The following is a 26,786-nucleotide window of genomic DNA, read 5'->3' on the forward strand; positions in this document are numbered from 1 at the left end:
CCGAGACACCGGAAGACCAAACTCCCGCAAAACCGCCTTCGCCTGATATTCGTGTATGTTCATGGCGACATCCTCATCAGTTTGGCGGGGTGCCAGGACGGGAGCGGCCGCGAAGTCGGCGCCGCTCCCGCAGGTCCGACGCGCGTCAGTTCGCGAGGGCGCCGTTGACGCCCTTGCAGGCCTCGATCAGGCCCTTCACCGAGTTCACGGACTTGTCGAACATCGCCTTCTCGTCGGCGTTGAACTCGACCTCGAGCACGCGCTCGACGCCGCCGGCGCCGATCACGATCGGCACGCCGATGAAGAGGCCGTCGATGCCGTACTGGCCCGAGAGATGGGCGGCGCAGGGAAGGACCCGCTTCTTGTCGCGCAGGTAGCTCTCCGCCATGGCGATGGCGGAGGCGGCCGGGGCGTAGAAGGCCGAGCCGGTCTTGAGCAGATTGACGATCTCGCCGCCGCCCTTGCGGGTGCGCTCGACCATGGCGTCGAGCTTCTCCTGGGTGGTCCAGCCAAGCTTGACCAGATCGGGCAGCGGCACGCCGGCCACCGTCGAGTAGCGCACCAGCGGCACCATGTCGTCGCCGTGGCCGCCGAGCACGAAGGCGGTGACATCCTCGACCGAGACCTGGAATTCCTCGGCCAGGAAGTGGCGGAAGCGGGCGGAATCGAGCACGCCCGCCATGCCGACGATCTTGTGCGCCGGCAGGCCGGAGAACTTCTGCAGGGCCCAGACCATCGCGTCGAGCGGGTTGGTGATGCAGATCACGAAGGCGTCCGGGGCATGCGTCTTGATGCCGGTGCCCACAGCCTCCATGACCTTGAGATTGATGCCGATGAGGTCGTCGCGGCTCATGCCGGGCTTGCGGGGCACGCCCGCCGTGACGATCACGACGTCGGCGCCCGCGATCGCCGCGTAGTCGCTCGCACCCGAGTACTTGGCGTCGAAGCCGTCGACGGGAGCGGACTCGGCGATGTCGAGGCCTTTGCCCTGCGGCACGCCGTCCGCAATGTCGAACAGGACGACGTCGCCGAGTTCCTTCAGGCCTGCCAGATGCGCGAGGGTTCCGCCGATCTGTCCGGCGCCGATGAGCGCGATCTTGCTGCGTGCCATGGGGAAAGAACCTCTGCTGCCAGAATGAAAACTGGTCACCACCTCGACCGAGCGGGGGTGAGAACTGCGTCGAAGCGTGTGCCCGTCACGGTCATCTTTCGTGCGGGGCTCTAGTGGCCGAAAAGGCCCCTTGCTTCAACCCGACAGGACGAGGCGAAAGCACGCTTCGGGCCAGACGGCCGTAGAGATTTGGAGAGAGGCACTTCGCGAAAACGCAGCGGAGCGAAGGATTTAGATGCGGCGCACAACATCCGGCTTTGCAGCGGAGCCGTTGTGACAGAAATTAAATCCTGTCACTTTGCCCACAGGATGCCCGGCCCACAGGATGCCCGGCCTACAGGATGCCCGCGCGCAGGACCCGCTGGATGGCGTGGATCACGGCGCCGAGTCGGGCATCCACGAGGTCGCGCGGCACGTCCGCATCCTGCTGGATCGCCAGCGGATGGGTGAAGCGGTAGCTCGCGTCGAAGATGTAGGCGATGGCCCGCTCGCGGTCCCGGGCCGAGAAGGCGCCGGCCGCCATGCCTTCCTCAACCACGCGCTCGACGAGGCTGCGGAGCCGCACGCGATGGCGCCGCGCGATCGGCCGCGATTCCACGGTCGCGTCGAGATGGACGGCGAAGAGGTTCGGCTCGTTGGTGAGCGCGTCGCGCTGGAGGGCGGCGAGCGCGGTGAGCAGACGCTCGATCTTGTCGTCGGCAGGATCGGGCGCGTCCGCGATGTTGCCGAGATGGGTCTCGACATCGCGCAGCCAGCGTCCGGCGACGGCGTCGAGGAGCGCGTCCTTCGAGGGGAAGTAGCGATAGACGTTGGCGTGGGTCATCCCGGCCTCGGCCGCGACCGCCACCACCGTCACCCGTTTCGGTCCGAGACGGGCCAGGTGCTCCGTCGCGATGGCAAGGAGGCGCACATCCGCCGAGACCGGCGTGGAGCGTGCCCGCGCGGCGGGACCGCTGAGGCGTGCCCCTGAGCGGCCGGCGGGACGGACCGGCGGCACGGTCTCATCCGGAGCCTCCGCCTCGCGGCGATGGTCGGCCCGGCCGTTGTCGTTCCGTTCAGATGTGTCTGAGCGCTCGGATTGCACGAAGGGAAGCGGAAGACGCGAGGGGGAAAGGTGGTAAGGCGAGACGGACCCCCATCTGACCGACCGAAGCGTGCGGATGCGCGCTTCCGTGAAAACCGAGTCTCCCTCCGGGAGCCTTCTCCGACGAGACCGCGCACGGACCTCTCAACAGGTCGTATGTTCATTTTTGTTTGAGATGGCAACAAATTTTTCTTGAAGATCCCGGGCTAGAAACGGTTCTTCCAGGCCCGCAGGGCCACGAACACGGCCGTGGGATCGCCGCCCGGCGTGAGATCGACCGACCGCGCCAGGGCCGGTTCGGTGCTCCGCAGGAAGGGATTCGTCGCCTTCTCGGTCCCGAGCGCAGAGGGAATCAAGAAGCGTCCTTCGCGCTGGGCTCGCTCGGCGTCCACCATCCGGGCCTTCACATTCGCGTTGGCGGGGTCTGCCGCCAGGGCGAAGCGCGCATTCGCCAGTACGTAATCGTGCCCACTGAACACCTGCGTCTCGTCGGGGAGCGCTAGGAAGCGAGTCAGGGAATGCCACAGGGTCTCGGGCGGGCTCTCCATCACGCGGCCGCACCCGAGGGTGAACAGGGTGTCGCCGGCAAAGACGATGCCCGCCTCGCGGAACCAGTAGGTCACGTGGTCGGCGCAATGGCCCGGCGTTTCCCAAACCTGCGCGACGAGGTCGCCGACCCGCACGGTATCGCCCTCCGAGACGGTGACGTCGACATCCGGCACCGCGCCGGCCGCCTTGGCGGGCGCCGTGACGCGGGCGCCGGTCGCGCGCTTCACCTCCGGGATCCCCTCGATATGATCGGCATGGCGGTGCGTGACGAGGATGTCGGTGAGGCGCCAGCCTGTCTCCGCGAGGGTCCGGAGGACGGGCGCGGCTTCCGGAACGTCGATCGCCGCGCAGGCGCCCGTGGCGGGATCGCGGATCAGAACGCCGATATTGTCGCTGCGGCAGAGAAAGGTGCGGATCTCAGGCTGCGTGCCGGCCATGGTCTCGATATCCTCTCGTCCTGAGCGATCCCGCGGAGAACCGAAGCCATTGCTCGCGAGTTCCGGCTGGTACAGCTTGCCGCGGACCGCCACGATCCCCATTGAACATACGGAGCCACCCGGCGGGGCGCCAGCCGCGCCGGGGCCTCTGCCGCGTCGCCCACCCGTACCCATCCATGCGCCTCGACATCACCGACCTCCGCGCCTTCTACGCGACGCCCCTCGGGGGTGTGACGCACCGGATCGTCGGCCGCACGATCCACAGCCTTCTCGGCTCGGTCTCGGGTCTGCGCGTGCTCGGGCTCGGCTACGCCACGCCCTATCTCGGCCCGGTCCACTGCATCGCCGAGCGGACCCTCGCCTTCATGCCGGCCACGCAGGGCGTCGTGAACTGGCCGGGCTCCGGCCGGTCCTGCTCGGCGCTCGCCGACCCGACCATGATGCCGCTGCCCGAGGCGGCGATCGACCGGGTCATCCTGGTCCACGCGCTCGAAGCCGTCGAGAGCCCGACCGAGCTGCTCCAGGAGGTCTGGCGCACCCTCACGCCGGGGGGGCGCATGATCCTCGTGGTGCCCAACCGCCGCGGGGTCTGGGCGCGGCGCGACGCGACGCCCTTCGGCCACGGCCAGCCCTACAGCCGCTCGCAGCTCGGCCGGCTGATGCGCGACACCCTGTTCTCGCCGGAGGGCTGGGCCGAGACCCTCTACATGCCCCCGGTGCGCAGCCGCCTGATGCTGCGGACCTCCGGCGCCTGGGAGCGCGTCGGCACCGGCCTCTCGCTGCCCTTCGCGGGTCTGCACGTGGTCGACGCGACGAAGCAGCTCTTCCGCCCGATCGCCGTGCGCCAGGTGCGCCGCGCCCGCCGCCTCGCCCCGGCCCGGGTCCTCGTGCCGGCCCCCTCGCCCGGCTGAGTTTTCGCCTCCGCAAGGCCATCCGCGCCGCGGGCGGGATGCTATAGGCGGGCCGCCAAGCGCCTCAGTCCGGGTGGAAGCATGAGCATCGAAGCGGCCCTCCAGCATTTCCTGCTCGCGCTCTCGAGCCTGTTCTCGATCGTCAACCCGATCGGCGCGGCCCTGATCTTCGCGCAGGTGACGAGCGCCTACAGCCACGCCGAGCGCGTCGAACTGTCGAGCCGCATCGGCGTCTACGCCGCCATGGTGATGCTGGCGGCGCTCTGGGCGGGCGCGCCGGTCCTCAACTTCTTCGGCGTCTCCCTGGCGGCCCTGCGCATCGCGGGCGGGCTCGTGGTGGCGGCCTCGGCCTGGGTGCTCCTCAACGCCCCCGAGGCCCGGGAGGCCCGCAAGCAGGCCGAAGCCTCGCAGGATCGATCCCCCAACCTCGCCGAGGTCGCCTTCTTTCCCCTCACCCTCCCGTTCACGACGGGCCCCGGCACCATCGCGGTGGCGATCGCGCTCGGCTCCAACCGTCCCGCCGCGATGCCGGAGCGTCTCGGGTTCTATGTCGGCGTGTCGGTCGCCGCCCTGGCGGTGGCCGCGATGGTGCGGATCGCCTACGGCTCGGCCGACCGGGTCGTGACCTTGATCGGCCCCGTCCGCGCCCGGGTGCTCGGGCGCCTGTCAGCCTTTCTGCTCCTCTGCGTCGGCACCCAGATCACCCTGAACGGGATCAGCGACGTGCTCGGGCCCCTGCTCGCCGGCCCGAAACGGTAGGACGCGCCGGTCGCGCCGGGGGCCGGGCGTCGCCTCGGCCCGGAGCGCGATGGCTAGCGGCCGGCCTCGTCCCGGACCTTCTCGCCGATCCGCGCGAGCCAGCGGGCGAGGCGCGCGCGGTTGCTGCCGAAATCCGCCAGGGCGACCTGGCTGCGGGAATACAGGGCGAGGGTGGAGCGTCCTTCGCCGGCACCCAGAATCGCGATGTTGATCGTGTCGGGCCGACGCAGGAGCGCGGAGCGGGCGAGATAGCGGTCCTCCTCCGACCAGCGCGCGCTGAAAACCAGCGCGGTCCGGGGCGACTCGGCCGCAACCTCGGCCACGATCGCTCGCAGGCGCGCGCCCGGGACTGGCAGCACCGGAACCGCGAGATCCGCGGCTGCGCGGCCGCAATGGCCGGGCGGGCAGGCCAGCGCATCGACCGGAAGGCGCGTGCGCGCGAGGGTCTGGAAGTCGACCGGGCCGAGGTCGGGCGCGCCGAAGAGGTGCATCCAGACCTCCTCGATGCCGCCGGGCTCGTCGCCCCGGACGACGAGGACGGTAAGGCCGGCGCATCCGGCGAGCCCGAGGCCGAGTGCAAGACCGAGTGCGAGGCCACGCTTGCCTTTGCCCTTGCCTTTGCCCAACCCCGTCTCCTCGCAAGGCTGGGCGAACGCGTCGAGGCGGGCATCTCGGCCCGCCTCCCGCACGCGCGGCAAACCCGTTCTCGGATCACCGGCTCAGATCACCGGGATACCCGGGAGCCCGCCATAGAGGGCTGCGTGCCCGACATAGTAGAGAACGAGGAAGCTCGCGAGGGCCGCCGCGTAATAGGCCGGGGCCAGCATCGCGGTCCGAGCCCGCACCGGCACCCGCGCATCGTCGGCCGCGATGGCGAGCAACACCACGATGATGCCGGAATGACCGATCGCATCGACCTTGCCGAACTCGAACACCGCCGAGACGAAGATCGCCGCCAGGATGATCGCGCTCATCCGGCGCACCAGCGGGGTCCAGATCAGCGCGAAGGCGAGGGTGAACTCGATGACGCCGGCGGCCTTCATGAACAGCTCCGGGCTCGCCCCGAAGGTCATCTCGGGCTTGGCGGCGAGGAGCGGCGCGGTCCAGTCCGGATAGGCCCATTTCTCGACCGAGGCCCACATCAACGTGATGGCGGCGCTGACCCGCACCACGTCCATGGGCCGGATGCCGAACAGGCTGCGGTCGAGGCCGGTCAGGGCCAGATAGGCGGCGATGCCGAGGAACACCGGATAATCGGCGAGGTGGAAGGCGCCGTAGGTCCAGGTGGCGAAGCCGAACAGGAACACGATGCCGAGGGCGGCCACGGGCAGCGTCCGCTTCCAGATCAGCATCGTGGCGATGCCGAGCTGCAGCCACGGGATCCACTCGGCGCTCGTCTTCAACTCGGGCGTCAGGATGATTCCGCCGAGGTTCCAGAGCGACACGAAGAAGAAGCCGAGCGTTGCCCGGACGAGAAGGCTGGTGTCGGTGCGCAGCCGGGAGGTGACCCGGTCGAGGGCATTGAGGAGAGCTGTGCCGAGCGGCGTGCCCTCCGCGAGACAGCCAGCCATCAGGCAGACGAGGGACACCGCGACGAGCCACTCGAAATCGGCGCAGAGCACCTGCTCGAGGCCGCGCGGCTGACCCGCGACATCGAAGGCGCAGAACCATTTGACGTGGGCCTGCGCCTCGGCGGTCGCGGCGAGCCCCGCCGGCAGCGCGATGGCCGTGGCGAGACAGGTAGGACGCAAGTTCTTTTTGAACTGACCCATCGGGGCCTCGGGCATGCGAAGTAAGCAAATGCTTACCGAGGCATTTAGGTACAGATGCGGACAGGAAACCAACGCTTTGTTAACGGATCTTACCGGAGGGTTAACGCTGTGGGTTGTGGGCAAAATGCTCATGCGCGCGGGCCGTGCTCGATCCGCGCCGGAGAGCGGCGCCCCCCCCCCGGAACCGCGGCGGGGCGCGAGGCTTGTCCTGCCAATGAGCGGGTCGGGACGCACCGTCGCTTAAGGATCGCCCGCTAGCCTCACGTGGGAGGCGCGGGCCGCGGTTCAGCGGTCTCGGGCCGACACAGACCGCAAGGCTCGCCAAGGAACGCTGCGCATGACCGTCTTCATCAGCTTGGCCTGCCTTGCCCTCGGCGCGCTGCTCGCCGGGCTCGCGCCCCGCAGCCCCGATCGCGTGGCGGCCTTCGAGACCGGCGGCGGCCTGCTGCTGGTGGCGGGCCTCGCGGTGCTGGGATCTGGCCTGCCCCTCTTCCACTGAGCGGCCGGCAGCCGACCCGGAGGAGCCGGCACGGCCCGTCAGCGCGGCGCCGCTCCCTTCAGCGGGCGCTGGGAGGCAGCGGTGCGACGGGCGAGAAATCGGCCATGGCCGGCACCGCGCCGGGCGCGGCCGAGAGGGTGCGCAGGAAGGCGATCAGGTCGGCCTTCTCCGATCCGGTCAGGCCGAGGGGGCGGATGTCCGGGGAGCGGCTCGGGCGCTCGATCCCGCCGCGGTCGTAGAGGTCGATCACCGCCTCAAGCGTCGGGAGCGAGCCGTCATGCATGTAGGGCGCGCGCTCCGCGACCGAGCGCAGGCCCGGTGTCTTGAAGGCGTAGCGCAGGGCGGGCGACTTGGGGAAGAAGCGGCCGCGACCGATATCCGTGCCCGTCGCGGTGCCGATATCGTGGAAGGAGCCGTCCGTGAAGGACCAGCCGCTATGGCAGGATGCGCAGCGCGCCTTGCCGTTGAAGAGATCGAAGCCGCGCTGGGCCGCCGCATCGAGGGCGGATTCGTCCCCCGCGATCCAGCGGTCGAAGGGGGCGGGCCCGGAGACGATGAGCCGCTCGAAGGTCGCGAGCGCGTCCTCGACCCGATCCTGGGTGATCTCCGGATCGGCGAAAGCCTTGGCGAAGGCCTCCGCGTAGGTCGCGTCCGCCGAGAGGCGCCGCAGGGCCTCGGCGGTGGAGAGATTCATGTTGCCGGTCGCGGTAATCGGCAGAAAGGCCACCGTCTCGAGGTCGCGGAACTTGCCGTCCCAACCCAGGCGCTCCTGCCAGGCGAGGTTGAGGAGGGTCGGCGTGCGCAGGTCCATCACGCCGTCGTGCCGGGAGAGGGCCCGCGAACGCCCGTCGGACCAGCCGAGATCGGGGACGTGGCAGCTGACGCAGGCCCGGCTGTAATCACCCGACAGGATCGGGTCGAAGAAGAGCTTGCGGCCGAGTTCGGCCTTGGCCTGCGTGTAGGGATTGTCGTCGGGAAACGGGATCTCGACCGGCGCACGATACGCGCGGCGCCACGTGGGACGATCGGGATCCGGCCCGAGCGCGGCCGTGCCCGTCATCCCGAACACCACCAGGAGCAGCGCCATCGCGCCGCCGACCTTCCACGCCATCACCGACCTCTCGCATTCCGTCTACGACGGCAGACCTTGCGGATCGGTGAATTCTCCGTTGCGGAATCGTCGGAACCGCCGGGGCTCGAGGCCGGCTCAAGCCTGGTACAGGGCCGCGCGCGTCAGCGCATCGGCGCCGATGTCGTCGCAGCCGTTCATGTCCAGCGCCGCGATCAGGCGCATGCGGGCCCGGCTGACGCGGCTCTTGATGGTGCCGACCGCCACCCCGCAGATCTCCGCCGCCTCCTCGTAGGTGAAGTTCTGAGCCCCGACGAGCACCAGCGCCTCGCGCTGGCTGAAGGGCAGCTGGTTGAGCGCGTGCTGGAATTCCTGCATCTCGACGCGGATTTCCTGCTCGGGCAGCGAGGTGAGCCGGCCCGCCAGCGCCCCGTCGGCATCCTCGACCTCGCGCTTGCGCTTGCGCTGCTCGGAGTAGAACAGGTTGCGCAGGATCGTGAACAGCCAAGCATAGAGGTTGGTGCCGCGGCGGAAGCTCTCGGCCTTGGTCCAGGCCCGCACGAGGGTGTCCTGCACGAGGTCGTCGCTGCGGTCGAGATCGTAGGTCAGCGAGAACGCGAAGGCCCGAAGGGCCGGAATGGCGCCGAGGAGCAGGTCGCGCATCTCGGCATCGGCGCCGTTGGGCGTGCCCAGGGGTGCGGGTGTCTGCATCATCGCGAGGATTCCTCGGTCTTCTGCTGGGCAGCGAGGTCGGCGAGCAGGGCCTCGAAGCGGGCCGGGAGGGGCTGCGCCAGCACGTCCGCATAGAGAACGCGCAGATTCTGCCCGATGCGCCGTCGCGCCGCGGGTTCGAGCCGGGTCCGTGTCCTCGGAACCGCTGCACCGTGCTCGTCCGGAAGGATGGCGTGCCTGTCGTCGGATGCGCGTGTCATCACCGCTCGGCAAAAGAGAGCTCGGCGAATCCACCGCGGCCCTGCCTTCCTCAGGCACGGCCCCGATCTCCGCCTGACACGGTGCTAATGAGGACGAATTTAACGAGTTCTGAAATGCGCATTCATCAGATTTTAATCTGATCGATGCAGCCCGATCGCCGCACTCGGCGCGTTGAATAAAGCTTCAGACGCGACGAGTAGCTTGGCGGTTCGTCTCGTTAGGCCGGAAGACTTGAACGCGACCTGAATGGCGCAGCGCGCGAGCCCTACACCCTGACGGCTTGCGCCTCCGGCTGACCGGCGAAGTCCGGCGGCTTCTCGCGAAGGGAGGCCACGGGACCGGAGACCCGGATCCTGTCGCTGGTCCGGCATCCCCTCCGCCCTGGCGGTACCGGGATCTTGAAGGCGAAGGCTCGGCTCAGCGCCTTCCGGCGCCGTCCACCTCCGGGGCGCGGCGGGACCCCATCTGGCGAGGTCCGGCCGCTCAGGCGGTGCGGCGGGCGGGCGCGAGGTCGGCGACCCGCAGAAGGGCGGTCGGGGCAGGGGGGGCCGTGAGGGCGTTCAGCAGGTAGGGCCGGCGCAGGCCGAGGGCGTGGTGCAGCGCGAGGTCGATGTCGCGGGCATAGAACGGCATCTTCAGCACGAAGGAGACGCCGAAATAGCGCGCCGCGTGGGCGATCGGCTCCGGGTCGCCGGTGGTCAACAGGGTGAGGTGCGTGTCGAGCTTCAGGGGCTCGACCTGGCAGGCGAGTTCGAGCCCGTCGAGGCCCGCGAGGTTGGCGTCGATGAAGGCGAGGCTGTAGGCGCCCATGCGCAGCAGCTTGAGGGCGTGGCGCCCGCTATCGGTCTCGTCCACCACGAGGTTGAAGCCGCTGCGGGCGAGCACCCGGCCGATCATGCTGCGCCCGGCCTCCGAGGACGACGCGAGCAGCACCGAGGTCGGCTGCTGGCGGCGCGCATTCGCCTGGAGCAGGCTCTCGATATGCTCGGGATCGAGGGGGGTCTTCAGCACCTCGTAGGCCTGCAGGCTCTGGGCGAGTTCCTGCCATTGCGGAAAGACCCGCGCCGCCACGAACACGAGGCAGGCGAGGCTGCCCCCGCGCTTGCGGGCGAGCGCCACCGCCTCCGGACCGCTCAGGCCGTCGAGTTGCAGGCCGACGAAGCCGAGGGACGGGCGCTTCGTCAGGATGACCTCGATGAGTTCCTCGCCCGAGGCCGCCTCCGTGATCTGCGCCGCGGGATCGAAGCGGCGGACGATGCCCGCGAGGGCCGTGCGCCGACGGGCATCGGCGTCGGCGATGAGCACGGTCGCTGAAGCGGTGCCCCGTGTCGCTGCGCGGATGTCGGTGATGGGGTCCGGCATGGCCTTCCAGTGGGATCGAGATCACGTTGCCCCACTCTAGCGCGGTAAATGTAAGCGCTACCTTAACTTGAAAAACTTCGAATCAATGCAATCTCAATAGATTGGATTGATCAGATAAATGTCTGATATGATGCAATTCTCGCGGTGTTGCGGGATAGATGGCCGAAATCCATTCAAGTCGATGCGCGTCGCGCGGCCCGTGGATGTGCAGCATCGAAGGCGCTCATCAATCGTGCCGCGTCGATCTGTGTGTAGAGCTGCGTGGTCGACAGGGAGGCGTGGCCGAGAAGTTCCTGGATTGCGCGCAATTCTCCCTGGCGGGCAAGAAGATGCGTCGCGAAGGAGTGTCTCAGGGCGTGCGGCGTCGCGCTCGCGGGCAGGCCGAGGGCGCCGCGCAGCGAGGCCACCGCGTATTGGATGATGCGGGGCGAGAGCGGACCGCCCCGGGTCCCGACGAAGAGCGGCCCCTCGGGGGAGAGGTCGTGCGGGCAGGCCGCGAGGTAATCGGCCACCGCCTGGGCCACCACCGGCAGGATCGGGACCATGCGCTCCTTGTCGCCCTTGCCCCGCACCGTCACGGCGTCGATGCCGGGCACCGGCGCGTCCCGGCGGGTGAGGCCGAGGGCTTCCGAGATGCGCAGGCCCGCGCCGTAGAGGAGGGCCAACACCGCCGCGTCGCGGGCGAGGATCCAGGGCGCCCGGTCCTCGCCGGCCCGCAGGTCGACCGTCGTGATGGCCCTGGCCGCCGGCACGGGCAGCGGGCGGGGCAGGCGCCGCTCGACCTTGGGCGAGCGCACCGCGCCGAGGGCCGCCACGCTGGCATGCCCCTCGCGCTCCAGGTGCCGGGCGAAGGAGCGCACGCCCGCGAGGGCCCGCATCAGGGACCGGCCCCCGACGCCGTCGGCCCGCCGGGCCGCCATGAAGCCGCGCACGTCGCGCGGCTTCAGGGCGACGAGCGCCGGGATGGTCGGCATTCCGTGCCGCGCATCGAGATGGACGAGGAATTGACGCAGGTCGCGCCCATAGGCCTCGACGGTGTTGGCCGCCATGCGGCGCTCGCGGGCAAGCCCGTCCTGCCAGGCGTGGACGGCGGCGCGCAGGGCGGCATCGCCCGGCAGGGTCAGGTCAGGGGCAGGCTCAAGCGGCATGGCGCGTCTCGCGGCGGATCGGCCCATCAGAGCCCGGCACGGTTGACGCCCGGTTGAGATCGCGAAATGTCCCGGTCTCCGGCGCCCGATTCCGGCGGTGCCGCCTGCAGACGAGAGCGCGAGAGCCCGCCCATGCCATGATCCGCGTCCTCGACGAGGCGCGCTCCCGCGACTACTACGCGCGCGCCTTCGGCCTCGCCGTGGCCGAGCGCTTCGACTTTCCCGATTTCACCTTGATCTACCTGCGGGACCCGGCCTCGCCCTTCGAGCTCGAACTGACCGTCAACAAGGACCGCACCACGCCCTACGATCTCGGCGACGGCTACGGCCACATCGCCGTGACGGTGGACGACGTCGAGGCCGAGCAGGCCCGCTTCACCCGCGAGGGCCTGCCGGCGACCCCGGTCAAGACCCTGAAGCATGGGGACCGTGCCCTCGCGACCTTCTTCTTCGCCACCGATCCGGACGGCTACAAGATCGAGGTGATCCAGCGCGGCGGGCGCTTCGCCTGAGGCGCCGGCTCAAGACCGCCCGACCAGCCGCGTGATCGGGACGTAGTCCGAGAGGGCCGCGAGGGCGGCGGCGTCCACCAGCGTCACCTTCATGCCGCTCATCCGGATCAGGCCGTCGCGGCGGAGCTGCTGCAGCGTCCGGTTGGTGTGGACCACGCTGAGGCCGAGGGCATCGGCCAGCATTTCCTGGATGATCGGCAGCGTGAAGCTGTCGCCCGGCTCGATGCCGGCGAGGCTCAGGCGCTCGCGCAATTCGAGGAGGAGGTGGCTCATGCGCTCGTAGGCGGTCTGCCGCCCGAGCCGCGTGACCTGGTGGGCGAGCAGGGCGTCCTCGGCGGCCGCGACGGTGCGCATCGTGCTGGCGAGCGGCGTCGCGTAATCCTGCGCGATGCAGGCCTCGAGGAGCATGTCGGCCTCCGCCACGACCGCCGGGGTCAGGGCCACGGTGCTGGCGTAGCGCAGGGGCTCGCGATGCAGGCTGAAGGAGACGAAATCGCCCGGCAGGACGAAGCTGATGATCTGCCGCCGCCCGTCCGCGAGCACCCGCTGCCGGGCGGCCCAGCCGGAGACGAGGAGGAGGGCCTGCCGGCCCTTGCCGGCCGCGGTCGAGACCTCGAACCGCGAGGCGACGGAGACGGGACGCTGGATCGCGTCGCGCAGGAGGTCGATCTCGGCCGGCCCGAGGCTGCCGAAGGCGCTGAGCCGGCGGACCAGCGGGTCGGCCGGCACGATGGTCCGTTCCCAGGCTGCGATCATGGAGCGGTGGACCTCGCGCCTGAGAGGAGATCGGACAGGGTCCGGATCAGGTCCGCGAGCTGGATCGGCTTCTCCAGCCGCGGAACCTGCACGAAGGCTGTGGGCAGCACCGTGCTGTCGACGCCGGTGGTGAACACGATGGGCACCGCCCGGCGCATCAGCTCCTCGGCCAGGCGATAGACGTCCTCACCCCGCAGGTTGATGTCGAGGACGGCGGCGTCGAGATCCCGGCCCCGGCTGAGGGCGAGGCCGCGATCGAGATCGGGAACCGGCCCGATCACCTCCGCGCCCACGGCCGACAGCGCCCGGGCGATGTCGCCCGCCAGGAAGTACTGGTCCTCGACCACGAGGACGGACCGACCGTCGAGGACATGGCGGTTGGGATTGGAGTCCATCATCCACCTTGGCCGTCGTCGCCGCGACCGGGCTCGATCTCGATCAGGGGCGGCGCGGCGTTGCGCGCCCCGAGTGGGATCTCGATGACGCAGCGAACCCCGCCGGGGAGGAATTCCAGGGCGGTCGTCGCGCCGAGCTCGTAGGTCAGGCCCTGCTCGATCAGCTCGCGGCCGAAGCCGCGGCGGGCCGGATCGGTGTTCATCAAGCGCACCCCGCTCTCGCGCCATTCGAGGATCAGGCGCTCGCCGCCGCCATCGGGCCCGAAGGACCGCCACGTGATCGCCACGTGCCCCTCCGGCCCCGTCAACGCCCCATATTTGATCGCGTTCGTCGCCAATTCGTGCAGGGCGAGCCCCAGGGTCTCGGCGGCCTTCTGGCGCAGGCGGACGCCGGGGCCGGTCAGGGTCACCTGCTCCCCGTCGCGGCCCGAATAGCTGATCACCTCGTCGCCGATCAGCTCGGCGAGGTCGATGCTGGAATCCGCCGTGCGCGTCAGGATGTTCTGGGTGCGGGCGAGCGCCCCGAGGCGCCCGTCGAAATGGGCCAGGAACTCCGCCAGGGAGGTGGCGCTGTCGGAGGTGCGGTTGGCCACCGAGCGCACCACCGCGAGGATGTTCTTCACCCGGTGCTGCAACTCGGCGAGGAGCAGGCGCTGCCGGTCCTCGGCCCGGCGCCGCTCATGGGTGTCCGTGCAGGAGCCGAACCATTTCACGATCGACCCGTCCGTCCCCCGCATCGCCTCGGCGCGGGTCGTGAACCAGCGGTAGCGCCCCTTCCGGTCGCGGATGCGGCCCTCGTACACGAGGGGCTGCCCGCCATCGCGGGCGCTCTCCCAGGCGGCCTGGAGCGCCTCGCTCTCGTCGGGATGGATCGTCGCGGTCCAGCCCTTGCCGAGGGCGCCCCCCGCCTCCAGGCCCGTATACTCGTAGAAGCGCGGGTTGAGGTAGTCGCAGTCGAAGTTCGGCAGGAGCGTGAACAGGAAGGCGGGCACCGCCCGCTCCATGTGGTGGAAGCGCTCCTCGGTCTCGCGCAGGGCCCGCTCCGCCCGGGCCGTGGCGGTGATGTCCAGGAAGGTCAGCACCACGCCGGCGATGAAGTTGTCGATGTTGCGATAGGGCAGGACGCGCACGAGGTAGCGCCCGCCCGTGCTCGTGTTCTCGACCTCCCGCTCGATCGTCCCGAGGGTGCGCAGGACCCGCCCGAGATCCTCCTGCAATTCCTTGTAGACGATCAGCGGCGCGATGTGGGTGATCGGCCGGCCGAGGTCGCTCTCGATCAGGTGGAAGATCTCGACGACGGAGGGCGTGAAGCTCTTCACGCAGAAATTGTTGTCGAGGAACACCGTGGCGATCTGGGTGCTCTCGAGCAGGTTCTTCAGGTCGCTGTTGGCCCGGTCGAGCTCGTTGACGCGGTAGCCGAGCTCGCTGTTGACCGTCTGCAATTCCTCGTTCGTCGATTGCAGCTCCTCCTTCGAGGTCTCCAGCTCCTCGTTGGCCGATTGCAACTCCTCGTTGACCGACTGGTACTCCTCGTTGGAGGATTTGAGCTCCTCGTTGGTGCTCTCCAATTCCTCGATCGTCGCCTGCAGGCGCTCGCGGGTGAGGCGTAGCTCCGCCTCGAGGCGCTGCACGTGCTCGTCGCGGGCGAAGCTCGGCGAGATGTCGGACGCCTCCTCGCCCTCCAGGATCTCGCCGTCCTGGAAGATCACGACGTAGTTCGCCGCGTGCTCCTGGCTGGCGCGCGCGGGCTCGACGATCAGCGTCACGATCCGGCGATGCCCGTTGAGGCCCATCTGGATCCGGTCGGCCTTGACCGGCTTGCCCTCGGTCTCCGCCTTGTGCAGCGCCGCGCGCAGGTCGAGGCGCAGGTCGCGGTGGGCGAGGTTGAGGAGGTTCAGGCTCGCCGCGCCCGGCGAGGGCGAGAGGTAATGGCCCGTGCGGCCGGAGAAATGCAGCACCTCGTAGGCCGCATCGATGATGACGTAGGCCGGGGCGTAGCGCTCGGCGATCCGCTCGGCCCGGCGGGTCAGGCTGCCGGCGACCTCGCGCGCACGCGCGGTCTTGTCGGTGTCGCCGCTGCGGTCGACGCTGGAGGTCGCGAGGGGGAAGTCGGGCAGCACCCGGGTGAGGGTGTCGAGCCGGCGGAAGATGCGGTAGCGCCGGTCCGCCGGGGCGAAGATCTTGGCGTGGCGGGTCACGTTCTCGGAATTGCCGAGGAACAGGTAGCCGTTGGGGCGCAGCGCGAAGTGGAACAGCGGGATGACGCGGTTCTGCAACTCGTTGTTCAGGTAGATCAGGAGGTTGCGGCACGAGACGAGATCGAGCCGCGAGAAGGGCGCGTCCTTGATGACGCTGTGCTGGGAGAAGATGCACATCTCCCGCAATTCCTTGACGATGCAGTAGGTGTTGCCCTCCTTCACGAACCATTGCGTGAGGCGCTCGGGGCTCATCGTGCCGGCGATCGCCTCGCTGTAGCGGCCGACGCGCGCCGCCGCGAGGGCCCGCCCGTCGATGTCGGTGGCGAAGATCTGCACCTGGGGGACGACGTCGAGGCGGATCATGTGCTCGCGCAGGAGGATGGCGAGGGAGTAGGCCTCCTCGCCGGTGGCGCATCCGAGCACCCAGACGCGGACCTGATCGCCCGCCCTCTTGCCGGCGAACAGCTTCGGGATGACCTCCTTCTCGACGAACTCGAACTCGCCCGCGTCCCGGAAGAACTGGGTCACGCCGATGAGCAGGTCGTTGAACAGGTGCTGCACCTCCGCCGGATCGCTTCGGAGGAAGTCGACATAGGCCTCGATCGCCTCGGTCTGCACCACCTGCATCCGCCGCTGGACGCGCCGCAGGAAGGTGTTCTGCTTGTAGCCGTGGAAATCGTGGCCGGTCTTGTTGCGCAGCACCGCCGCGATCCGGGTGAGGTGCTTGGAGACCGAGTCCCGGATCTCGTTGAAGGTCCGGGACTTGTGGAGGCGGGCGAGGTGGCGGGCATAGGTCGCCACGTGCTCCGGCATCCGGGCGGGCGGCATCACGAAATCGACGATCGCCGCCGCCGTGTTGCTCGTGGAGGCTCCCGCCTCGTGGGCGTCGTCGCGCTGCTCGGCCAGGGTCAGGCCGCCGCGCTCCTTCACGGCGGTCGCCCCGAGGGTGCCGTCGCTGCCGGTCCCGCCGAGCACGACCGCGACCGCGTGCTCGCCCTGGTCCTCGGCCAGCGAGACCAGGAAGCTGTCGATCGTCCCCCGCTCGGTCCCGTTCGGCTCCGTCATCCGGACGCTGAAACGGCCCTCGCGCATGATCAGGATGGAGCTGACGCCCGCGATGTAGACATGGCCGGCCTCGACCTTGGCGCCGTCCACGATGGGGGCGGCCTTGAGGCCCTGGGTCTGGCGCAGGTGACGCAGGATGCGCGGCTCGTCGAGGGCCTCGCGATATTGCACCACCACGATGTAGGCGATGCCCGCGACGTCGCCGATATGCGAGAGGAAGCTGTCGATCGACCCGATGGCGGTCGCCGAGGCGCCCACGCCGACGATGACCGGCGAGAGGGCGGGGGAGGCTCCCTCGTTCTCCTCCACGATCGGCTCGGATGGGCTCTCTGGCTCGCTCACGCTCGTTCTCGACCACACCTGCTTGATCGGACCCGCGCCGGTCTGGGCTCGGGCATCCCCCGATGTCGATCACGCGCCGGCACCGCCTTCTCGGGCCGGCTTGTCGCGATCGTCCCGTCCGGGTTGTCGGCAGAGATTATCGTACCTTGGGGTTGGTTGCGCCTGTATTTTTGGTCCGGGCGCCGTGCCGCTGGGCGCCGAGCCCCGGACAGGACGCGAGGCGGGGCGGCGTCGGGCGCGCGGCCGCCGCCCCGGCGGGCGGGGCGTCAGAGGTCGGCCGGTTCCGCATCCGGCATCACTGCCGCCACGATCGCGCGGCGGATCGTCTGGGCATGGGCCCGGTACTCGTCGGCCCGGGAGGCGTAGCGGGCGGCGAGCCCGGTCTCCGCCGTCTTCTCGCAGAGGCGCCTGAGGAGCTCGACCCGCTCCTCGACGATGCGCAGGGCCACCCGCAGGGCCTCGTCCACGGCGCTTTCCTGCCGGGTGTCGAGCGCCTGCCCGGTGAAGGCGTGGCCGATCTGGCAGCGGAAGCGCAGGGGGCCCGATCCCTTGGTCTGGGACAGCACCCCGCCGCAATCCGGGCAGGTCAGGGGCACCGGCTCGGCGAAATCTCGCAGCCGCTCGCTGTCGAGCTCGCCATCCGCCGCGATGTTGACCTCGAGATGCAGGTCCTGCGGCACCGGCCGCGCAGGGCCCGGCGCCGAAGCCGCCATCGCGCCGAGCAGGGCCGCGAGTTCCGCCGCCGGGGCGTAGCGATCGACCTCGACCGCCTGCAGGGCGCTGCGCGGCATCTCGGGCGCCCGGGCTTCCGCCGGGTCCTGCACCAGGGCGGAGCCGCCGCAGGCCTTGACGGACACGAGGCCCGCCGCGCCGTCGTTCAGCTGGCCCGAGAGCACCAGCCCGATCACCCGCGCCCCGTGGCTGAGCGCGGCCGAGCGGAACAGCGGGTCGACGGCGGGGCGGAAGAGGTTCTCCCGCGGCCCGCGCCGCAGGGCGATGGCGCCGCCGAGCACCAGCATGTGCTGGTCCGCGGGGGCCACGTAGATCCGGCCGCGCTCGATCGGCTCGCCGTCGCGGGCGGTCGCGGCGGGCAGGGGGCCGGCGGCGTCGAGGATGCTGGCAAGCCGGTTCCCGCTCTCGGGCGCGAGGTGCACCACCACGAGGATCGCCGCCGGCAGGTCCGGGCTCAGGCCGCCGCAGATCGTCCGCAGGACCTCGATCGAGCCCGTCGAGCCGCCGATGACGATGATGTCACGGTTTGCCAAGTTTCGGGTGCCTCTCTGATCCGTCGTCAGGATGACCGCGGACCTGCGCGATCGAAGCGCGGGAGACACGCCCATGGCTGTCGGCCCGCATCGTACGAACTGCTTCGGCACCGCGCATAGACATGGATCAAATTTCGGTCGCGCCGGGCGCCGGATGTTGCCGCGCGAGGCCGGCGGAGCCCCCGCCGGCTCCGATCCGGCGTGGCCCGGATGGCCAAGCCCTCGCCTCGCGCCCGCAGGCGACCGATGCCGAGGACAGGCCCGCATCGAGCTTGAGTATTCGTTTCCGGGTCAAAAACTAAAATAGGTTAAAATCGCTTCTTCGAAAGTGTCAATTTCGCAGATGGGAACCGATGCGAAGCAAAAACATTGCTCGATAGCTTCCATTGCGCAGGCTTATCCGTGCCGAAGAACGGGCCACTCGGCCTCCGCGCGGGTGATGAGCTCGGGCATCGACCCGAAATCGGAGCGTTCTTTGCGCGCCAGCGCGCCCCTTGGCTCAGGAGTTTCGAGAACATGGCCGAAGACACCCGATCGATCTACGTGACCGCTCTCAAGAACGCCCATGCGGTGGAGATGCAGGCTCTCCAGATCATGGAGCGCCAGGTCGAGCGCCTGGAGCGCTACCCCGAGATGGAGGCCGCCCTGCGCAGCCACATCACCGAGACCCATCACCAGCGCGACCGGCTGGAAGAGGCGCTGGGCACGTTCTCGGAGACTCCCTCGGCCCTGAAGGAAGGCGTGCTCGGCCTCATGGGCAACATGGCGGCGCTCGCCCACGCGCCCGCCCAGGACGAGATCCTGAAGAACAGCTTCGCCAACCATGCCTTCGAGAATTTCGAGATCGCCGTCTACGAGTCGCTGATCGCGATCGCGGACGCTGCCGGGCAGAGCAATCATATCAGCGCCTTCCAGACCTCCCTGAAGGAGGAGGAGACGATGGCGCAGACCATCCGCGGCCTCATCCGTCCGACCAGCCTGCGCTACCTCGAATTGACCACCAGCGGGGCCAAGGCGGATCGCTGAGCCCCTCCGCCGCGCCGCGCCCGTCCCGTCCTCGTGCCCCAGGAATCCGCCCCGTGCACGCCTCCCGCAAATCCCTGCATGAGCAGGTCATGGTCATCACCGGTGCCTCCAGCGGCATCGGCCTCGCCACCACGCAGGCTGCCGCGAGCCACGGCGCCAAGGTCGTGCTCGCCGCGCGCAACGCGGAGGCGCTAGCCGGGATCGTCGAGCAGATCCGGCGGGACGGCGGCGAGGCGATCCACGTCGCCGCCGATGTGGGGACGCGGGAGGCGGTCCAGGGCATCGCCGACGCGGCGATCACCCGCTACGGCCGCATCGACACCTGGGTGAACGATGCCGGCCTTTCGATCTTCGGGCGGCTCGAGGAGGTCAGCGACGAGGACCATGCGCGCCTGTTCCAGACCAATTTCTGGGGCGTCGTCTACGGCTCCCTCGTGGCGGTCCCGCATCTCAAGCAGAGCGGCGGCGTGCTGATCAATCTCGGCAGCGTCGCCTCCGACATCGCCTTCCCGCTCCAGGGCATGTACTGCGCCAGCAAACACGCCATCAAGGGCTTCACGGACGCCCTGCGGATCGAACTGGAGGAGGCGGGCGCCGACGTCGCCGTGACGCTGATCAAGCCCGCCGCCATCGACACGCCCTTTCCCCAGCACGCCCGCAACTACACCGGGCGGGAGCCGAAGCTGCCCCCGCCGGTCTACGATCCGCGCGAGGTCGCCCTCGCCATCCTGAGCGCGGCCGAGCGCCCGCAGCGCGACATCTACGTGGGCGGGGCGGGCCGCCTGATGACCGCCTTCCAGGCGGTCGCCCCCCGCACCTTCGACCGGATCGGCCGCAGCATGATCGCCCAGCAGATGCGGGACGAGCCGTCGCGCAACCCGCCCGGCGCGCTCCACGCGGCGGGGGAGGACGGGCAGGTCCGCGGAGACCATCCGGGCTACGTGCAGCGGCACAGCTTCTACACCCGCTCGGCCATCCATCCGGCCGCGACCGGCCTCCTGCTGACGGCGGGGGTCGCGGCGGCCGCCGCCCTGATGCGCGGCACGGGCCGCCGGCACTGACCGGCGCACCCGATGGACGATCTGAGCGCACGGGCCGAGGCGCTTCCACTGGAGCAGCGCCCCCTCAAGCTGCTCCTCGTGGCGGGTTCGGCGCGGCGGATCGACGGCTGCCCGGGTCTCGACAGCAAGGCCCGCTTCCTGATGCATCGCATGCTCGGGCGCCTGCCGCCCGCGTGGCAGGCCGACCATGTCGATATCGGCAACGAGCACGGCAAGCCCAAGATCCAGGGCTGCAACGGCTGCGTCGGAACCTCGATGGCGCTCTGCGTCTGGCCCTGCAACTGCTACGGGCCGGACAGCGATCACCAGCCGGACCTGATGTGGAACGAGCGGCTCTACCAGCGGCTCGCGCGGGCCGATGCCTGGGCGATCATCGGGCCGGTCTGGTGGTATGGGCCGAGCACGAACCTGAAGGCGATGTTCGACCGGCTCGTCTGCATGAGCGGCGGCAACCCGCGCCCCGACCTCATCGAGAAGAAGAGCACCCTCAAGGCGCAGGCGCTGGAGCGCTCGCCGCTCTGGTCCGCGCTGACCCGCAACCACCTCGAAGGGCGCACCGCCGCCTTCTTCTGCTACGGCAATTTGGGCGGCAACGAGCTCGATCCGGACCGGAGTCCCCGCATCCTCGCCCACAAGGCCTGGTTCGATCCCGGCGAGGAGCCCTATCAGGGCGAGGAGCGTCGCGCCTATCAGGGCCTCGTCTGGCAATGCCGCTACAGCGGCATCGAGGTGCCCGACACCCTCTGGCAGCACGCCACGACCGGGCCCGGGCGCCCCTATGCCGACGACCAGTCGGACGACATGGCGGCGGAGGCGCAGGTGATGGCCTGCTTCGACGCCTGGGTCGATGCCTTCGTGCACCATGTCCGCCGAAAGGGCCCGGTGCCGGGGACAGAAGAGGCCGAGCGCGGGGCGCAATCGACGACGGATTGAGGGATCAGGCCGCCACGCCCGTCGCTCCGCGCGCGCCGAGCGTCGCGTAGACGGCCGCGATCCCGTCCAGCGCGGCCTCCGGGCCGTAATCCTCGGACCGGGCGCGCGCCGCCTCGCCGGATTGGCGGCGAAGGTCGCGGTCGGCCAGGAGCCCGATGATCGCCCGCCCGGCCGCCCCCGGATCGTCGGGCGGGACCAGGATGGCGGCGTCCACCCAGAGTTCGCGGAAGGTCGGGATGTCGGAGAGGACCAGGGCGCAGCCCGCCTGCGCGGCCTCCAGCACGGCGGGCCCGAAGGGCTCGTAGTGGGCGAGCGAGGCGAAGATCGGCCGCCCCGCGAGCCGGTCGGCGAAATCGGCCGCAGACAGGGGGCCGAGATGCTGGATGCTGGGGAGGCTGATCCGCTCGCCGTCCGGCCCTTCCAGGCTGCCCGAGGCCTGAACCGGGACGGGCAGGATCTCCGCGACGCGGTCGAGGGCCGCGAGGTTCCGGCCCCGGTCCCAGAGGGCTCCGGCGGTGACGACGCGGGGCAGGCCCCGGCAGGGCGCCACCGACCCGGATGCGCGGCGCCCGTGGCGGACCACCAGGGGGGGCGCGTCGAGGCCGTAGACGGCCGCCGTCAGGTCCGCGAAGGCGCGGGTCGGCGCGGTGAGGAGATCGGCGGCGCGCAGGCCCTCCGCCGCGAGGTCGCGCCGCCGCGCGAGGTCGGAGGCGAGGGGGCTATCACGAAGCGTCGACCACCAGGTCGGCCGGCATTCGTGGCAGGTGACGATCGTCGGCACCGGGATGCCGCCGCCGGCGATGAGGGCCGGGTCGTGCAGGTGCGCGATGTCGGCCCGCAGGCGCCAGGCCAGCGCGGCGATCGCGTCGGCCGCATCGCGCAGGGCCGTCGGGTCCGGCGCCGTCCGGTCGAGAACCATGCCCGTGACGACGAGGCGGCACCCCGCGATCGCCTCGGCGCAGGCCACCTGGTCCGGGTCGGGGCCGGGCCCGAGCACCGCGAGGGTGGTCGAGACGCCGCGCCCGCCGAGGCCCGCCGCGAGGTCGAGGGCGTAGCGCCAGAGGCCGCCGGCCGCCTCCGTGGTGAGAAGCACGTGCAACCCGCTCAGCGAGGCGCGCATGCGATCCCCCGTCCAGCCTCGTCCCCGAGCGTATCCCGCATGGTCTGCCGCACCCTCCCCAGCGCCTCCGGGCGGAGCGCGCGGGCAGCATCGGTGACAAAGGCAGGGCCGTCCTTAACACATGTGTGTATTCGCGCGGGACTGAAGCCGCGCTCGGCGAAACGCCTGATGCTTTGGTTGGAACAACGTCTGTTTTGCCGTCGTTCTTGCCGTCCGGACGAAAGAGAAGGGACGCCGGGATGGTACCGCAAGACGATGATTTCAGCGCGAACGACGCATTGCGCCATGGCCATTTGGGCGCAACATGCCTGCATCTCTGCGTCGACATGCAGAGGATGTTTTCCGAGAAGACCGACTGGCACACCCCCTGGATGGAGCGCGTCGTGCCGAACGTGGTCCGCCTCGTCGCGGCGCGGCCCGAGCGCACGCTCTTCACCCGATTCATCCCGGCGCGCCATCCGGGCGAGGGCCGGGGAACCTGGGCCCATTACTACGAGCGCTGGTCCTCGATGACGCTGGACCGGCTCGAGCCCGGCCTCGTCGATCTCGTGCCGGACCTCGCGCGGTTCGCACCGCCGGGCCTCGTCTTCGACAAGCGGACCTACTCGCCCTGGATCGGCACCGATCTCGATGCGCGCCTGCAGGCCCGCGGCATCGACACCCTTGTGGTCACGGGCGGCGAGACCGATGTCTGTGTCCTCTCCACCGTGCTCGGGGCGGTCGATTGCGGCTATCGGGTCGTGGTCGTCACGGACGCGCTCTGCAGCTCGTCCGACCTCGCGCACGACGCCCTTCTCACCCTGTACCGCTCGCGCTACGGCCAGCAGGTCGAGACCGTCTCCACCCGGACGGTCCTGGAAAACTGGACGCCATGACCACGCCCACCTGCATCGTCTGCATCCGCCACGGCGAATCGACCTTCAACGCCGCCCACCGCGCCACCGGGCGCGATCCCGGCCATATCGACGCGCGCCTGACGCCGCGCGGCCACGCGCAGGTGGCGGGCGCCCGCGAGGCCCTGCGCGACATTCCCTTCGAGCTGGTGGTGACCTCGCCGCTGACCCGGGCCATCGAGACCACGATGGGTCTGTTCGGCGCGCATCCGGCCGAGCCCCCGATCCTCGTCGAGGTGCTGCACCGCGAGTGCCAGGAGAGCAGCTGCGACGTCGGGCGCGCCGCCTCGCAGATCGCGGCCGAGTTCCCGCATCTCAGCGTCGATCACCTGCCGGAGATCTGGTGGCATGCCGAGGGCGACCCGAACGAGGGCGGCTACCACATCGAGCCGCGCGCGCTGTTCGACCAGCGCGTCGCGGGCTTCCGCGACTGGCTGAAGGGCCGGCCGGAGCGCACCATCGCGGTGGTGGGCCACGGCACCTTCTTCTACCATCTCACGGGCGCGTGGCTCGACAACTGCCAGAGCATCGAACTCGACCTCGCGGCGGCCCCCATCCTCGCCTGAGGGCGCCCGCTCGCGGCCGGCGCGCCGATATCAGCTCATTTCGGCTTGGCCTCGGCCTTGGCCGGGTCGCTGACCTTCTCGCCCGCCACGCACTCGGTCACGAAGGTGTCCTTCATGGTGCCCGTCATGCCGGTCTGGTCGGCCCGGGCGCTGCATTCCTGGTGCGGGGCCTGGGTCGCGCCCGTCGCGGCGGGCGGCGTCTCCTCGGCCGACGCGGCGACGGGGGCCGCCAGGAGCGCGCCGAGGACGAGGCTCGCGCGGAGAAGCGGCATCGGGGTCGGAAGCATCGAGATCAGCGACATGGGAACCTGCGGACGAACGGGTGGCCGGGACGCGGTGATCCGGCTCGGGCCCATCCCGGCCCGGTCCCGCCCCGGCTGAGGGAACACGCGGCGGCGCGGCAGGTTCAGGCCGGGCTCGCGGTTCGTCAGGCCCGCGCCCGCGCGGCGTCGAGCCGGTCGCGCGCCCGCACCGGATCGATCTCCGGCGCCTGCCGCCCGATGCGGAGGGCGTCGTCCAGGATGGCGCTGGCCAGCGACCAGGCCTCCGACAGGAAGGCGCTGGCGCCCTCCGGCACCTCGGCGGCGCAGCGCGCATCCTCCGCCGCCCGCACCGCCGCCGCGGCGGTCCGGGCGATGCAGGCGGCGCGCGCCCCCTGGAACCAGGCGCGCCGCAGGGAGGCGGCCTGCGCGGCGGCCCCGCCCCGCCACGCGGCGGCGTTCGCGGCGGCCACCGCCTGCCCGAGATCGGCGGCGGCCTCGCAGCGCGCGGCGAGATCCGCCATCCCGGCGCCGTCGAGGAGGGGCGGCAGGATGCGTCGCACGCTCTCCAGGGCCAGGAAGGCCGTCCGGGCGGCCTCGGTCTCGGCCGTGTCGGCGGAGCCCGAGAGGCGCAGGACGAAGGCCATCAGGCGCGGGCGCTCGGCATCCGGCATCGCGTCGTTGAGGCCGAGCGCGTAGGCGGCGAGCGGGGGCGAGAAGCAGGGCGGGCAATCCGACGAGGCGCGGATCGCCCGGTAGGGCAGCCCCGCCGCCACGATCGCGGCCTCGTTGATGCAGGTGCCGCCATCGGGACCCGGGAACGGGTGCGAGCCCGTCAGGAGCCGCCATTTCAGGATGTGCTCGAAGCCCGCCGTCATCGCCGCTCCCTTCCAGGGCCCGGAGACTGGCACGGGCTTGTCGTCCTGGCGAGGGGCGTATCGTCCCGGCAGAGGCTTGGCCAGCAGGCTTGGCCAGCAGGCTGGGCGAGGCCGGGAGCGCGGGCCGGGCCGATCAGGCGCCGGTGCCGGCGGCGAGGCCCGCCAGCATCGCGAGGCCGAGCACCAGCACGAAGGCGGCGGCGAGGAGCTCGAGGACGACGACCGCGAGGATGCCGGATCGGCCGCGCCCGCCCGCGAGGCGCAGCGCCAGGGCCTTGGCGAAGACCGCGAGGCTCGCGAGCGCCCCGGTCGTCAGGGCGGTGCCGAGCGCCATCGCGAGGGTCGCCAGGATGCCGGCGGCGAGCAGGCCCTGGGAGGCGGAGAAGACGAGGATCAGCACCGCGCCCGCGCAGGGACGCGTGCCGGCCGCCAGCACCACCCCGGCCCGCTCCCGCCAGGTGCCGAGCCGGCCGATCGCCTCCGCGTCGGTGAGGTGGACATGCCCGCAATCGGGGCCGCAGGCCGCCGGCGTGCCGAGGGCGGCGAGCCGCCCGGCCTTGCGCCACGTCACCGCGAGCCCGATCAGCGCCACCAGGGCGAAGCTCACGGTCTCGATCAGGCTGCCGGCCCGGGTCATGCCGGCCGCGGTGGTGTCGAGGACGAGGACGCCGACCGCCACGATCGCGATCGCCACCAGCGCCTGCAGGAGGGCCGCGGCGAAGCTCAGGGAGAAGCCCCGCAGCAGGGCCCGCTCGCCGGCCAGGATGTAGCCGGCGATCACCGCCTTGCCGTGGCCGGGGCCGGCGGCGTGGAACACCCCGTAGGCGAAGCCGAGGCCCATGAGGGGTCCCCAATCGCCCCCCGCCTTGAGGCCCGCGACCGCGCCCTGGAGGCTGCGCGAGAAGCTCGCCTGCAGGGCCAGGAGCCAGCCGCCCAGGCCGGACGCGGCGGGGGCCGCCTCGCGGAAGCCGATGCCGAAGGGGGAGCGGGGCGGGGGCGCCGCGAGGTTGGGGGCGATCAGCCACATCAGGCCCGCGAGGGCGAGGCTCGCGAGGGCGATGGCCGCCGCCACGAGGCCGAGCCGCAGGGCGAGCCGGCCGCGCGCCGGGAGGGCGCCCGGGAGCGCCGCGCCTACGGACATGCCACGAGGATCCGGTTGGCGAACTGCACGCCGAAATTCGAGGCGGCCGTGAGGGCCTCGAAGAAGGCCTCGGTCATGCCGGGCTTGCCCGCCTCCGCAGTCTTGGCCTCCTGCGTCTTCGGGCGCGTCACCGTGGCGGCGCAGCCCGGAGGCGCCCCCGCGAGGCGGGCGGCGTCGGCGCCCTCCGCGAGGCTGAAGGCGACGAAGTAGGTGGGATCGTAGACCTCGAGCGCCACCACGCCGCGGCCCTGCGGGGCGGGGGTCTTGAGCGGCAGCAGGAAGGTCAGGGTCAGGCCCTCGCCCTGCATCGCCATGCGGGGCTCGGCCGGCTCGCCGAAGGCCTGCTCCTTGCCGCCGACCTTCAGCTTCGTGAAGTAGCCGAACTCGGTCAGGTTGCGGGTGTTCTCGGTGGCGAGGTCCGACAGCTCGTCGGGCGACAGCGCGCCGTCGTGGTTCTTGTCGAGGCCCTGCGTGACGAAGGCCGAGTAGGCGGCGTCGAAGGTCCAGGCATGGCGGATGCCCGTGACCTTGCCGCCTTCCGCGTAGTCGATCTCCGCCTTGGCGGTGACCCAGACATGCGGGTGGGCGAGGGCCGGACCCGGGAGGGCCAGGGCCAGGCCTGCGGAAAGGCAGGCCGCCAGGAGGGGCGCGCGGTGCGGGGGCGAGGCGATCGGCATGGTCGCGGGACGCTCGCGTCTCGTGGTTAACGATCCGTCAACGGGCCGTCGTGAGCCCCCGTCC

Annotated in this window: 28 protein-coding genes; 9 read left to right on the forward strand and 19 right to left on the reverse strand. The window is 70.7% G+C overall.

Going from position 1 to position 26,786, the window contains the following annotated elements; translation table 11 throughout:
- Window positions 1-145: 145 nt before the first annotated feature.
- The 3 genes from mdh to gloB all read right to left on the reverse strand — a co-directional run bounded on the left by mdh (window position 146) and on the right by gloB (window position 3,181).
- Window positions 146-1,111, reverse strand: a complete 966-nt coding sequence (gene mdh, locus F6X53_RS20770) for a malate dehydrogenase (protein WP_151002174.1) — start codon at window positions 1,109-1,111, stop codon at window positions 146-148.
- Between the two features lie 334 nt (window positions 1,112-1,445).
- Window positions 1,446-2,021 (reverse strand): TetR family transcriptional regulator, encoded by a 576-nt coding sequence (locus F6X53_RS20775; RefSeq protein WP_151002350.1) that lies wholly within the window; start codon window positions 2,019-2,021, stop codon window positions 1,446-1,448.
- A 380-nt stretch (window positions 2,022-2,401) separates the two neighbouring features.
- Window positions 2,402-3,181 (reverse strand): hydroxyacylglutathione hydrolase, encoded by a 780-nt coding sequence (gloB, locus tag F6X53_RS20780; RefSeq protein WP_151002176.1) that lies wholly within the window; start codon window positions 3,179-3,181, stop codon window positions 2,402-2,404.
- A 176-nt stretch (window positions 3,182-3,357) separates the two neighbouring features.
- On the opposite strand from gloB, the gene F6X53_RS20785 reads away from it, so the two are divergent.
- Window positions 3,358-4,092, forward strand: coding sequence for a methyltransferase domain-containing protein (locus tag F6X53_RS20785; protein ID WP_151002351.1), 735 nt, complete (start codon window positions 3,358-3,360; stop codon window positions 4,090-4,092).
- Window positions 4,093-4,173: 81 nt separating this feature from the next.
- The gene (locus tag F6X53_RS20790; RefSeq protein WP_151002178.1) at window positions 4,174-4,851 is read left to right on the forward strand and encodes a MarC family protein; all 678 of its coding nucleotides are present in this window, start codon (window positions 4,174-4,176) and stop codon (window positions 4,849-4,851) included.
- A 53-nt stretch (window positions 4,852-4,904) separates the two neighbouring features.
- On the opposite strand, the gene F6X53_RS20795 is transcribed toward F6X53_RS20790, so the two are convergent.
- On the reverse strand, window positions 4,905-5,477 hold the full coding sequence (locus F6X53_RS20795; protein WP_238296767.1) for a DUF1499 domain-containing protein: 573 nt from the start codon (window positions 5,475-5,477) through the stop codon (window positions 4,905-4,907).
- Window positions 5,478-5,570: 93 nt separating this feature from the next.
- Window positions 5,571-6,623, reverse strand: coding sequence for a hypothetical protein (locus F6X53_RS20800; protein ID WP_238296766.1), 1,053 nt, complete (start codon window positions 6,621-6,623; stop codon window positions 5,571-5,573).
- Window positions 6,624-6,960: 337 nt separating this feature from the next.
- Between F6X53_RS20800 and F6X53_RS32550 the strand changes: the two genes are divergently transcribed.
- Window positions 6,961-7,122 (forward strand): hypothetical protein, encoded by a 162-nt coding sequence (locus tag F6X53_RS32550; protein ID WP_191970928.1) that lies wholly within the window; start codon window positions 6,961-6,963, stop codon window positions 7,120-7,122.
- Between the two features lie 58 nt (window positions 7,123-7,180).
- Here F6X53_RS32550 and F6X53_RS20805 read toward each other — a convergent pair whose 3' ends face one another.
- The 5 genes from F6X53_RS20805 to F6X53_RS20825 all read right to left on the reverse strand — a co-directional run bounded on the left by F6X53_RS20805 (window position 7,181) and on the right by F6X53_RS20825 (window position 11,634).
- Entirely contained in the window at window positions 7,181-8,233 is a 1,053-nt protein-coding gene (locus F6X53_RS20805) for a cytochrome-c peroxidase (RefSeq protein ID WP_151002180.1), read from the reverse strand.
- Between the two features lie 96 nt (window positions 8,234-8,329).
- Window positions 8,330-8,905: a sigma-70 family RNA polymerase sigma factor gene (locus tag F6X53_RS20810; RefSeq protein WP_210386399.1), complete on the reverse strand. Its 576-nt coding sequence runs from the start codon at window positions 8,903-8,905 to the stop codon at window positions 8,330-8,332.
- A complete protein-coding gene (locus F6X53_RS20815; protein WP_151002182.1) occupies window positions 8,902-9,123 on the reverse strand; it encodes a NepR family anti-sigma factor in 222 nt (73 codons plus the stop codon). The genes F6X53_RS20810 and F6X53_RS20815 overlap by 4 nt, the downstream gene beginning before the upstream one ends.
- A gap of 484 nt (window positions 9,124-9,607) precedes the next feature.
- On the reverse strand, window positions 9,608-10,486 hold the full coding sequence (locus F6X53_RS20820) for a response regulator (RefSeq protein WP_151002184.1): 879 nt from the start codon (window positions 10,484-10,486) through the stop codon (window positions 9,608-9,610).
- 173 nt (window positions 10,487-10,659) lie between these two features.
- On the reverse strand, window positions 10,660-11,634 hold the full coding sequence (locus tag F6X53_RS20825; protein WP_373875922.1) for a tyrosine recombinase XerC: 975 nt from the start codon (window positions 11,632-11,634) through the stop codon (window positions 10,660-10,662).
- 137 nt (window positions 11,635-11,771) lie between these two features.
- Here F6X53_RS20825 and F6X53_RS20830 point away from each other — a divergent pair, with 137 nt between their 5' ends.
- Complete coding sequence (locus tag F6X53_RS20830; protein WP_151002188.1) at window positions 11,772-12,146, forward strand: VOC family protein; 375 nt, start codon at window positions 11,772-11,774, stop codon at window positions 12,144-12,146.
- A 9-nt stretch (window positions 12,147-12,155) separates the two neighbouring features.
- Here the strand turns inward: F6X53_RS20830 and F6X53_RS20835 are convergent, their stop codons facing one another.
- The 4 genes from F6X53_RS20835 to F6X53_RS20850 all read right to left on the reverse strand — a co-directional run bounded on the left by F6X53_RS20835 (window position 12,156) and on the right by F6X53_RS20850 (window position 18,167).
- Window positions 12,156-12,902 (reverse strand): Crp/Fnr family transcriptional regulator, encoded by a 747-nt coding sequence (locus F6X53_RS20835; RefSeq protein WP_151002190.1) that lies wholly within the window; start codon window positions 12,900-12,902, stop codon window positions 12,156-12,158.
- Window positions 12,899-13,300 (reverse strand): response regulator, encoded by a 402-nt coding sequence (locus tag F6X53_RS20840; RefSeq protein ID WP_238296515.1) that lies wholly within the window; start codon window positions 13,298-13,300, stop codon window positions 12,899-12,901. The genes F6X53_RS20835 and F6X53_RS20840 overlap by 4 nt, the downstream gene beginning before the upstream one ends.
- Window positions 13,297-16,902 carry a CheR family methyltransferase gene (locus F6X53_RS20845; protein WP_238296511.1) on the reverse strand — a complete coding sequence of 1,202 codons (3,606 nt, stop codon included), beginning with the start codon at window positions 16,900-16,902 and terminating at the stop codon, window positions 13,297-13,299. Before F6X53_RS20845 ends, F6X53_RS20840 begins: the two co-directional genes overlap by 4 nt.
- Before the next feature lie 266 nt (window positions 16,903-17,168).
- On the reverse strand, window positions 17,169-18,167 hold the full coding sequence (locus F6X53_RS20850; RefSeq protein WP_151002192.1) for a chemotaxis protein CheB: 999 nt from the start codon (window positions 18,165-18,167) through the stop codon (window positions 17,169-17,171).
- A gap of 516 nt (window positions 18,168-18,683) precedes the next feature.
- On the opposite strand from F6X53_RS20850, the gene F6X53_RS20855 reads away from it, so the two are divergent.
- The 3 genes from F6X53_RS20855 to F6X53_RS20865 all read left to right on the forward strand — a co-directional run bounded on the left by F6X53_RS20855 (window position 18,684) and on the right by F6X53_RS20865 (window position 21,187).
- The gene (locus F6X53_RS20855) at window positions 18,684-19,193 is read left to right on the forward strand and encodes a ferritin-like domain-containing protein (RefSeq protein WP_151002194.1); all 510 of its coding nucleotides are present in this window, start codon (window positions 18,684-18,686) and stop codon (window positions 19,191-19,193) included.
- An 89-nt stretch (window positions 19,194-19,282) separates the two neighbouring features.
- Entirely contained in the window at window positions 19,283-20,254 is a 972-nt protein-coding gene (locus tag F6X53_RS20860; protein ID WP_238295933.1) for an SDR family oxidoreductase, read from the forward strand.
- Window positions 20,255-20,266: 12 nt separating this feature from the next.
- Window positions 20,267-21,187: an NAD(P)H-dependent oxidoreductase gene (locus F6X53_RS20865; protein ID WP_151002196.1), complete on the forward strand. Its 921-nt coding sequence runs from the start codon at window positions 20,267-20,269 to the stop codon at window positions 21,185-21,187.
- Between the two features lie 4 nt (window positions 21,188-21,191).
- On the opposite strand, the gene F6X53_RS20870 is transcribed toward F6X53_RS20865, so the two are convergent.
- Complete coding sequence (locus F6X53_RS20870) at window positions 21,192-22,307, reverse strand: glycosyltransferase family 4 protein (protein WP_151002198.1); 1,116 nt, start codon at window positions 22,305-22,307, stop codon at window positions 21,192-21,194.
- Window positions 22,308-22,546: 239 nt separating this feature from the next.
- Between F6X53_RS20870 and F6X53_RS20875 the strand changes: the two genes are divergently transcribed.
- Together F6X53_RS20875 and F6X53_RS20880 are read left to right on the forward strand one after the other, a co-directional pair.
- Window positions 22,547-23,182 (forward strand): cysteine hydrolase family protein, encoded by a 636-nt coding sequence (locus tag F6X53_RS20875; protein ID WP_280526047.1) that lies wholly within the window; start codon window positions 22,547-22,549, stop codon window positions 23,180-23,182.
- The gene (locus F6X53_RS20880; RefSeq protein ID WP_151002200.1) at window positions 23,179-23,766 is read left to right on the forward strand and encodes a histidine phosphatase family protein; all 588 of its coding nucleotides are present in this window, start codon (window positions 23,179-23,181) and stop codon (window positions 23,764-23,766) included. Before F6X53_RS20875 ends, F6X53_RS20880 begins: the two co-directional genes overlap by 4 nt.
- Before the next feature lie 35 nt (window positions 23,767-23,801).
- On the opposite strand, the gene F6X53_RS20885 is transcribed toward F6X53_RS20880, so the two are convergent.
- From F6X53_RS20885 to F6X53_RS20900, 4 genes are all read right to left on the reverse strand, one after another.
- Window positions 23,802-24,068 (reverse strand): hypothetical protein, encoded by a 267-nt coding sequence (locus tag F6X53_RS20885; RefSeq protein WP_151002202.1) that lies wholly within the window; start codon window positions 24,066-24,068, stop codon window positions 23,802-23,804.
- A 125-nt stretch (window positions 24,069-24,193) separates the two neighbouring features.
- Entirely contained in the window at window positions 24,194-24,904 is a 711-nt protein-coding gene (locus F6X53_RS20890) for a hypothetical protein (RefSeq protein ID WP_151002204.1), read from the reverse strand.
- A 133-nt stretch (window positions 24,905-25,037) separates the two neighbouring features.
- Window positions 25,038-26,045 carry a nickel/cobalt transporter gene (locus F6X53_RS20895; RefSeq protein WP_151002206.1) on the reverse strand — a complete coding sequence of 336 codons (1,008 nt, stop codon included), beginning with the start codon at window positions 26,043-26,045 and terminating at the stop codon, window positions 25,038-25,040.
- Window positions 26,036-26,722 (reverse strand): DUF1007 family protein, encoded by a 687-nt coding sequence (locus F6X53_RS20900; protein WP_151002210.1) that lies wholly within the window; start codon window positions 26,720-26,722, stop codon window positions 26,036-26,038. The genes F6X53_RS20895 and F6X53_RS20900 overlap by 10 nt, the downstream gene beginning before the upstream one ends.
- Between the last annotated feature and the right edge of the window lie 64 nt (window positions 26,723-26,786).

Origin of the sequence: Methylobacterium soli (assembly GCF_008806385.1) — a bacterium.
GTDB classification, from domain to species: Bacteria; Pseudomonadota; Alphaproteobacteria; order Rhizobiales; family Beijerinckiaceae; genus Methylobacterium; species Methylobacterium soli.

Excerpts from the sequence above, each read along its gene's own strand:
- F6X53_RS20880 (WP_151002200.1), top strand. The coding sequence starts at position 23,179 with ATGACCACGCCCACCTGCATCGTCTGCATCCGCCACGGCGAATCGACC.
- F6X53_RS20890 (WP_151002204.1), bottom strand. The coding sequence starts at position 24,904 with ATGACGGCGGGCTTCGAGCACATCCTGAAATGGCGGCTCCTGACGGGC.
- F6X53_RS20870 (WP_151002198.1), bottom strand. The coding sequence starts at position 22,307 with ATGCGCGCCTCGCTGAGCGGGTTGCACGTGCTTCTCACCACGGAGGCG.
- F6X53_RS20820 (WP_151002184.1), bottom strand. The coding sequence starts at position 10,486 with ATGCCGGACCCCATCACCGACATCCGCGCAGCGACACGGGGCACCGCT.
- gloB (WP_151002176.1), bottom strand. The coding sequence starts at position 3,181 with ATGGCCGGCACGCAGCCTGAGATCCGCACCTTTCTCTGCCGCAGCGAC.
- F6X53_RS20785 (WP_151002351.1), top strand. The coding sequence starts at position 3,358 with ATGCGCCTCGACATCACCGACCTCCGCGCCTTCTACGCGACGCCCCTC.
- F6X53_RS20790 (WP_151002178.1), top strand. The coding sequence starts at position 4,174 with ATGAGCATCGAAGCGGCCCTCCAGCATTTCCTGCTCGCGCTCTCGAGC.
- F6X53_RS20865 (WP_151002196.1), top strand. The coding sequence starts at position 20,267 with ATGGACGATCTGAGCGCACGGGCCGAGGCGCTTCCACTGGAGCAGCGC.
- F6X53_RS20875 (WP_280526047.1), top strand. The coding sequence starts at position 22,547 with ATGGTACCGCAAGACGATGATTTCAGCGCGAACGACGCATTGCGCCAT.
- F6X53_RS20825 (WP_373875922.1), bottom strand. The coding sequence starts at position 11,634 with ATGCCGCTTGAGCCTGCCCCTGACCTGACCCTGCCGGGCGATGCCGCC.
- mdh (WP_151002174.1), bottom strand. The coding sequence starts at position 1,111 with ATGGCACGCAGCAAGATCGCGCTCATCGGCGCCGGACAGATCGGCGGA.
- F6X53_RS20855 (WP_151002194.1), top strand. The coding sequence starts at position 18,684 with ATGGCCGAAGACACCCGATCGATCTACGTGACCGCTCTCAAGAACGCC.
- F6X53_RS20830 (WP_151002188.1), top strand. The coding sequence starts at position 11,772 with ATGATCCGCGTCCTCGACGAGGCGCGCTCCCGCGACTACTACGCGCGC.
- F6X53_RS20885 (WP_151002202.1), bottom strand. The coding sequence starts at position 24,068 with ATGTCGCTGATCTCGATGCTTCCGACCCCGATGCCGCTTCTCCGCGCG.
- F6X53_RS20895 (WP_151002206.1), bottom strand. The coding sequence starts at position 26,045 with ATGTCCGTAGGCGCGGCGCTCCCGGGCGCCCTCCCGGCGCGCGGCCGG.
- F6X53_RS20800 (WP_238296766.1), bottom strand. The coding sequence starts at position 6,623 with ATGGGTCAGTTCAAAAAGAACTTGCGTCCTACCTGTCTCGCCACGGCC.
- F6X53_RS20815 (WP_151002182.1), bottom strand. The coding sequence starts at position 9,123 with ATGACACGCGCATCCGACGACAGGCACGCCATCCTTCCGGACGAGCAC.
- F6X53_RS20840 (WP_238296515.1), bottom strand. The coding sequence starts at position 13,300 with ATGATGGACTCCAATCCCAACCGCCATGTCCTCGACGGTCGGTCCGTC.
- F6X53_RS32550 (WP_191970928.1), top strand. The coding sequence starts at position 6,961 with ATGACCGTCTTCATCAGCTTGGCCTGCCTTGCCCTCGGCGCGCTGCTC.
- F6X53_RS20900 (WP_151002210.1), bottom strand. The coding sequence starts at position 26,722 with ATGCCGATCGCCTCGCCCCCGCACCGCGCGCCCCTCCTGGCGGCCTGC.
- F6X53_RS20860 (WP_238295933.1), top strand. The coding sequence starts at position 19,283 with ATGGTCATCACCGGTGCCTCCAGCGGCATCGGCCTCGCCACCACGCAG.
- F6X53_RS20810 (WP_210386399.1), bottom strand. The coding sequence starts at position 8,905 with ATGATGCAGACACCCGCACCCCTGGGCACGCCCAACGGCGCCGATGCC.
- F6X53_RS20805 (WP_151002180.1), bottom strand. The coding sequence starts at position 8,233 with ATGGCGTGGAAGGTCGGCGGCGCGATGGCGCTGCTCCTGGTGGTGTTC.
- F6X53_RS20835 (WP_151002190.1), bottom strand. The coding sequence starts at position 12,902 with ATGATCGCAGCCTGGGAACGGACCATCGTGCCGGCCGACCCGCTGGTC.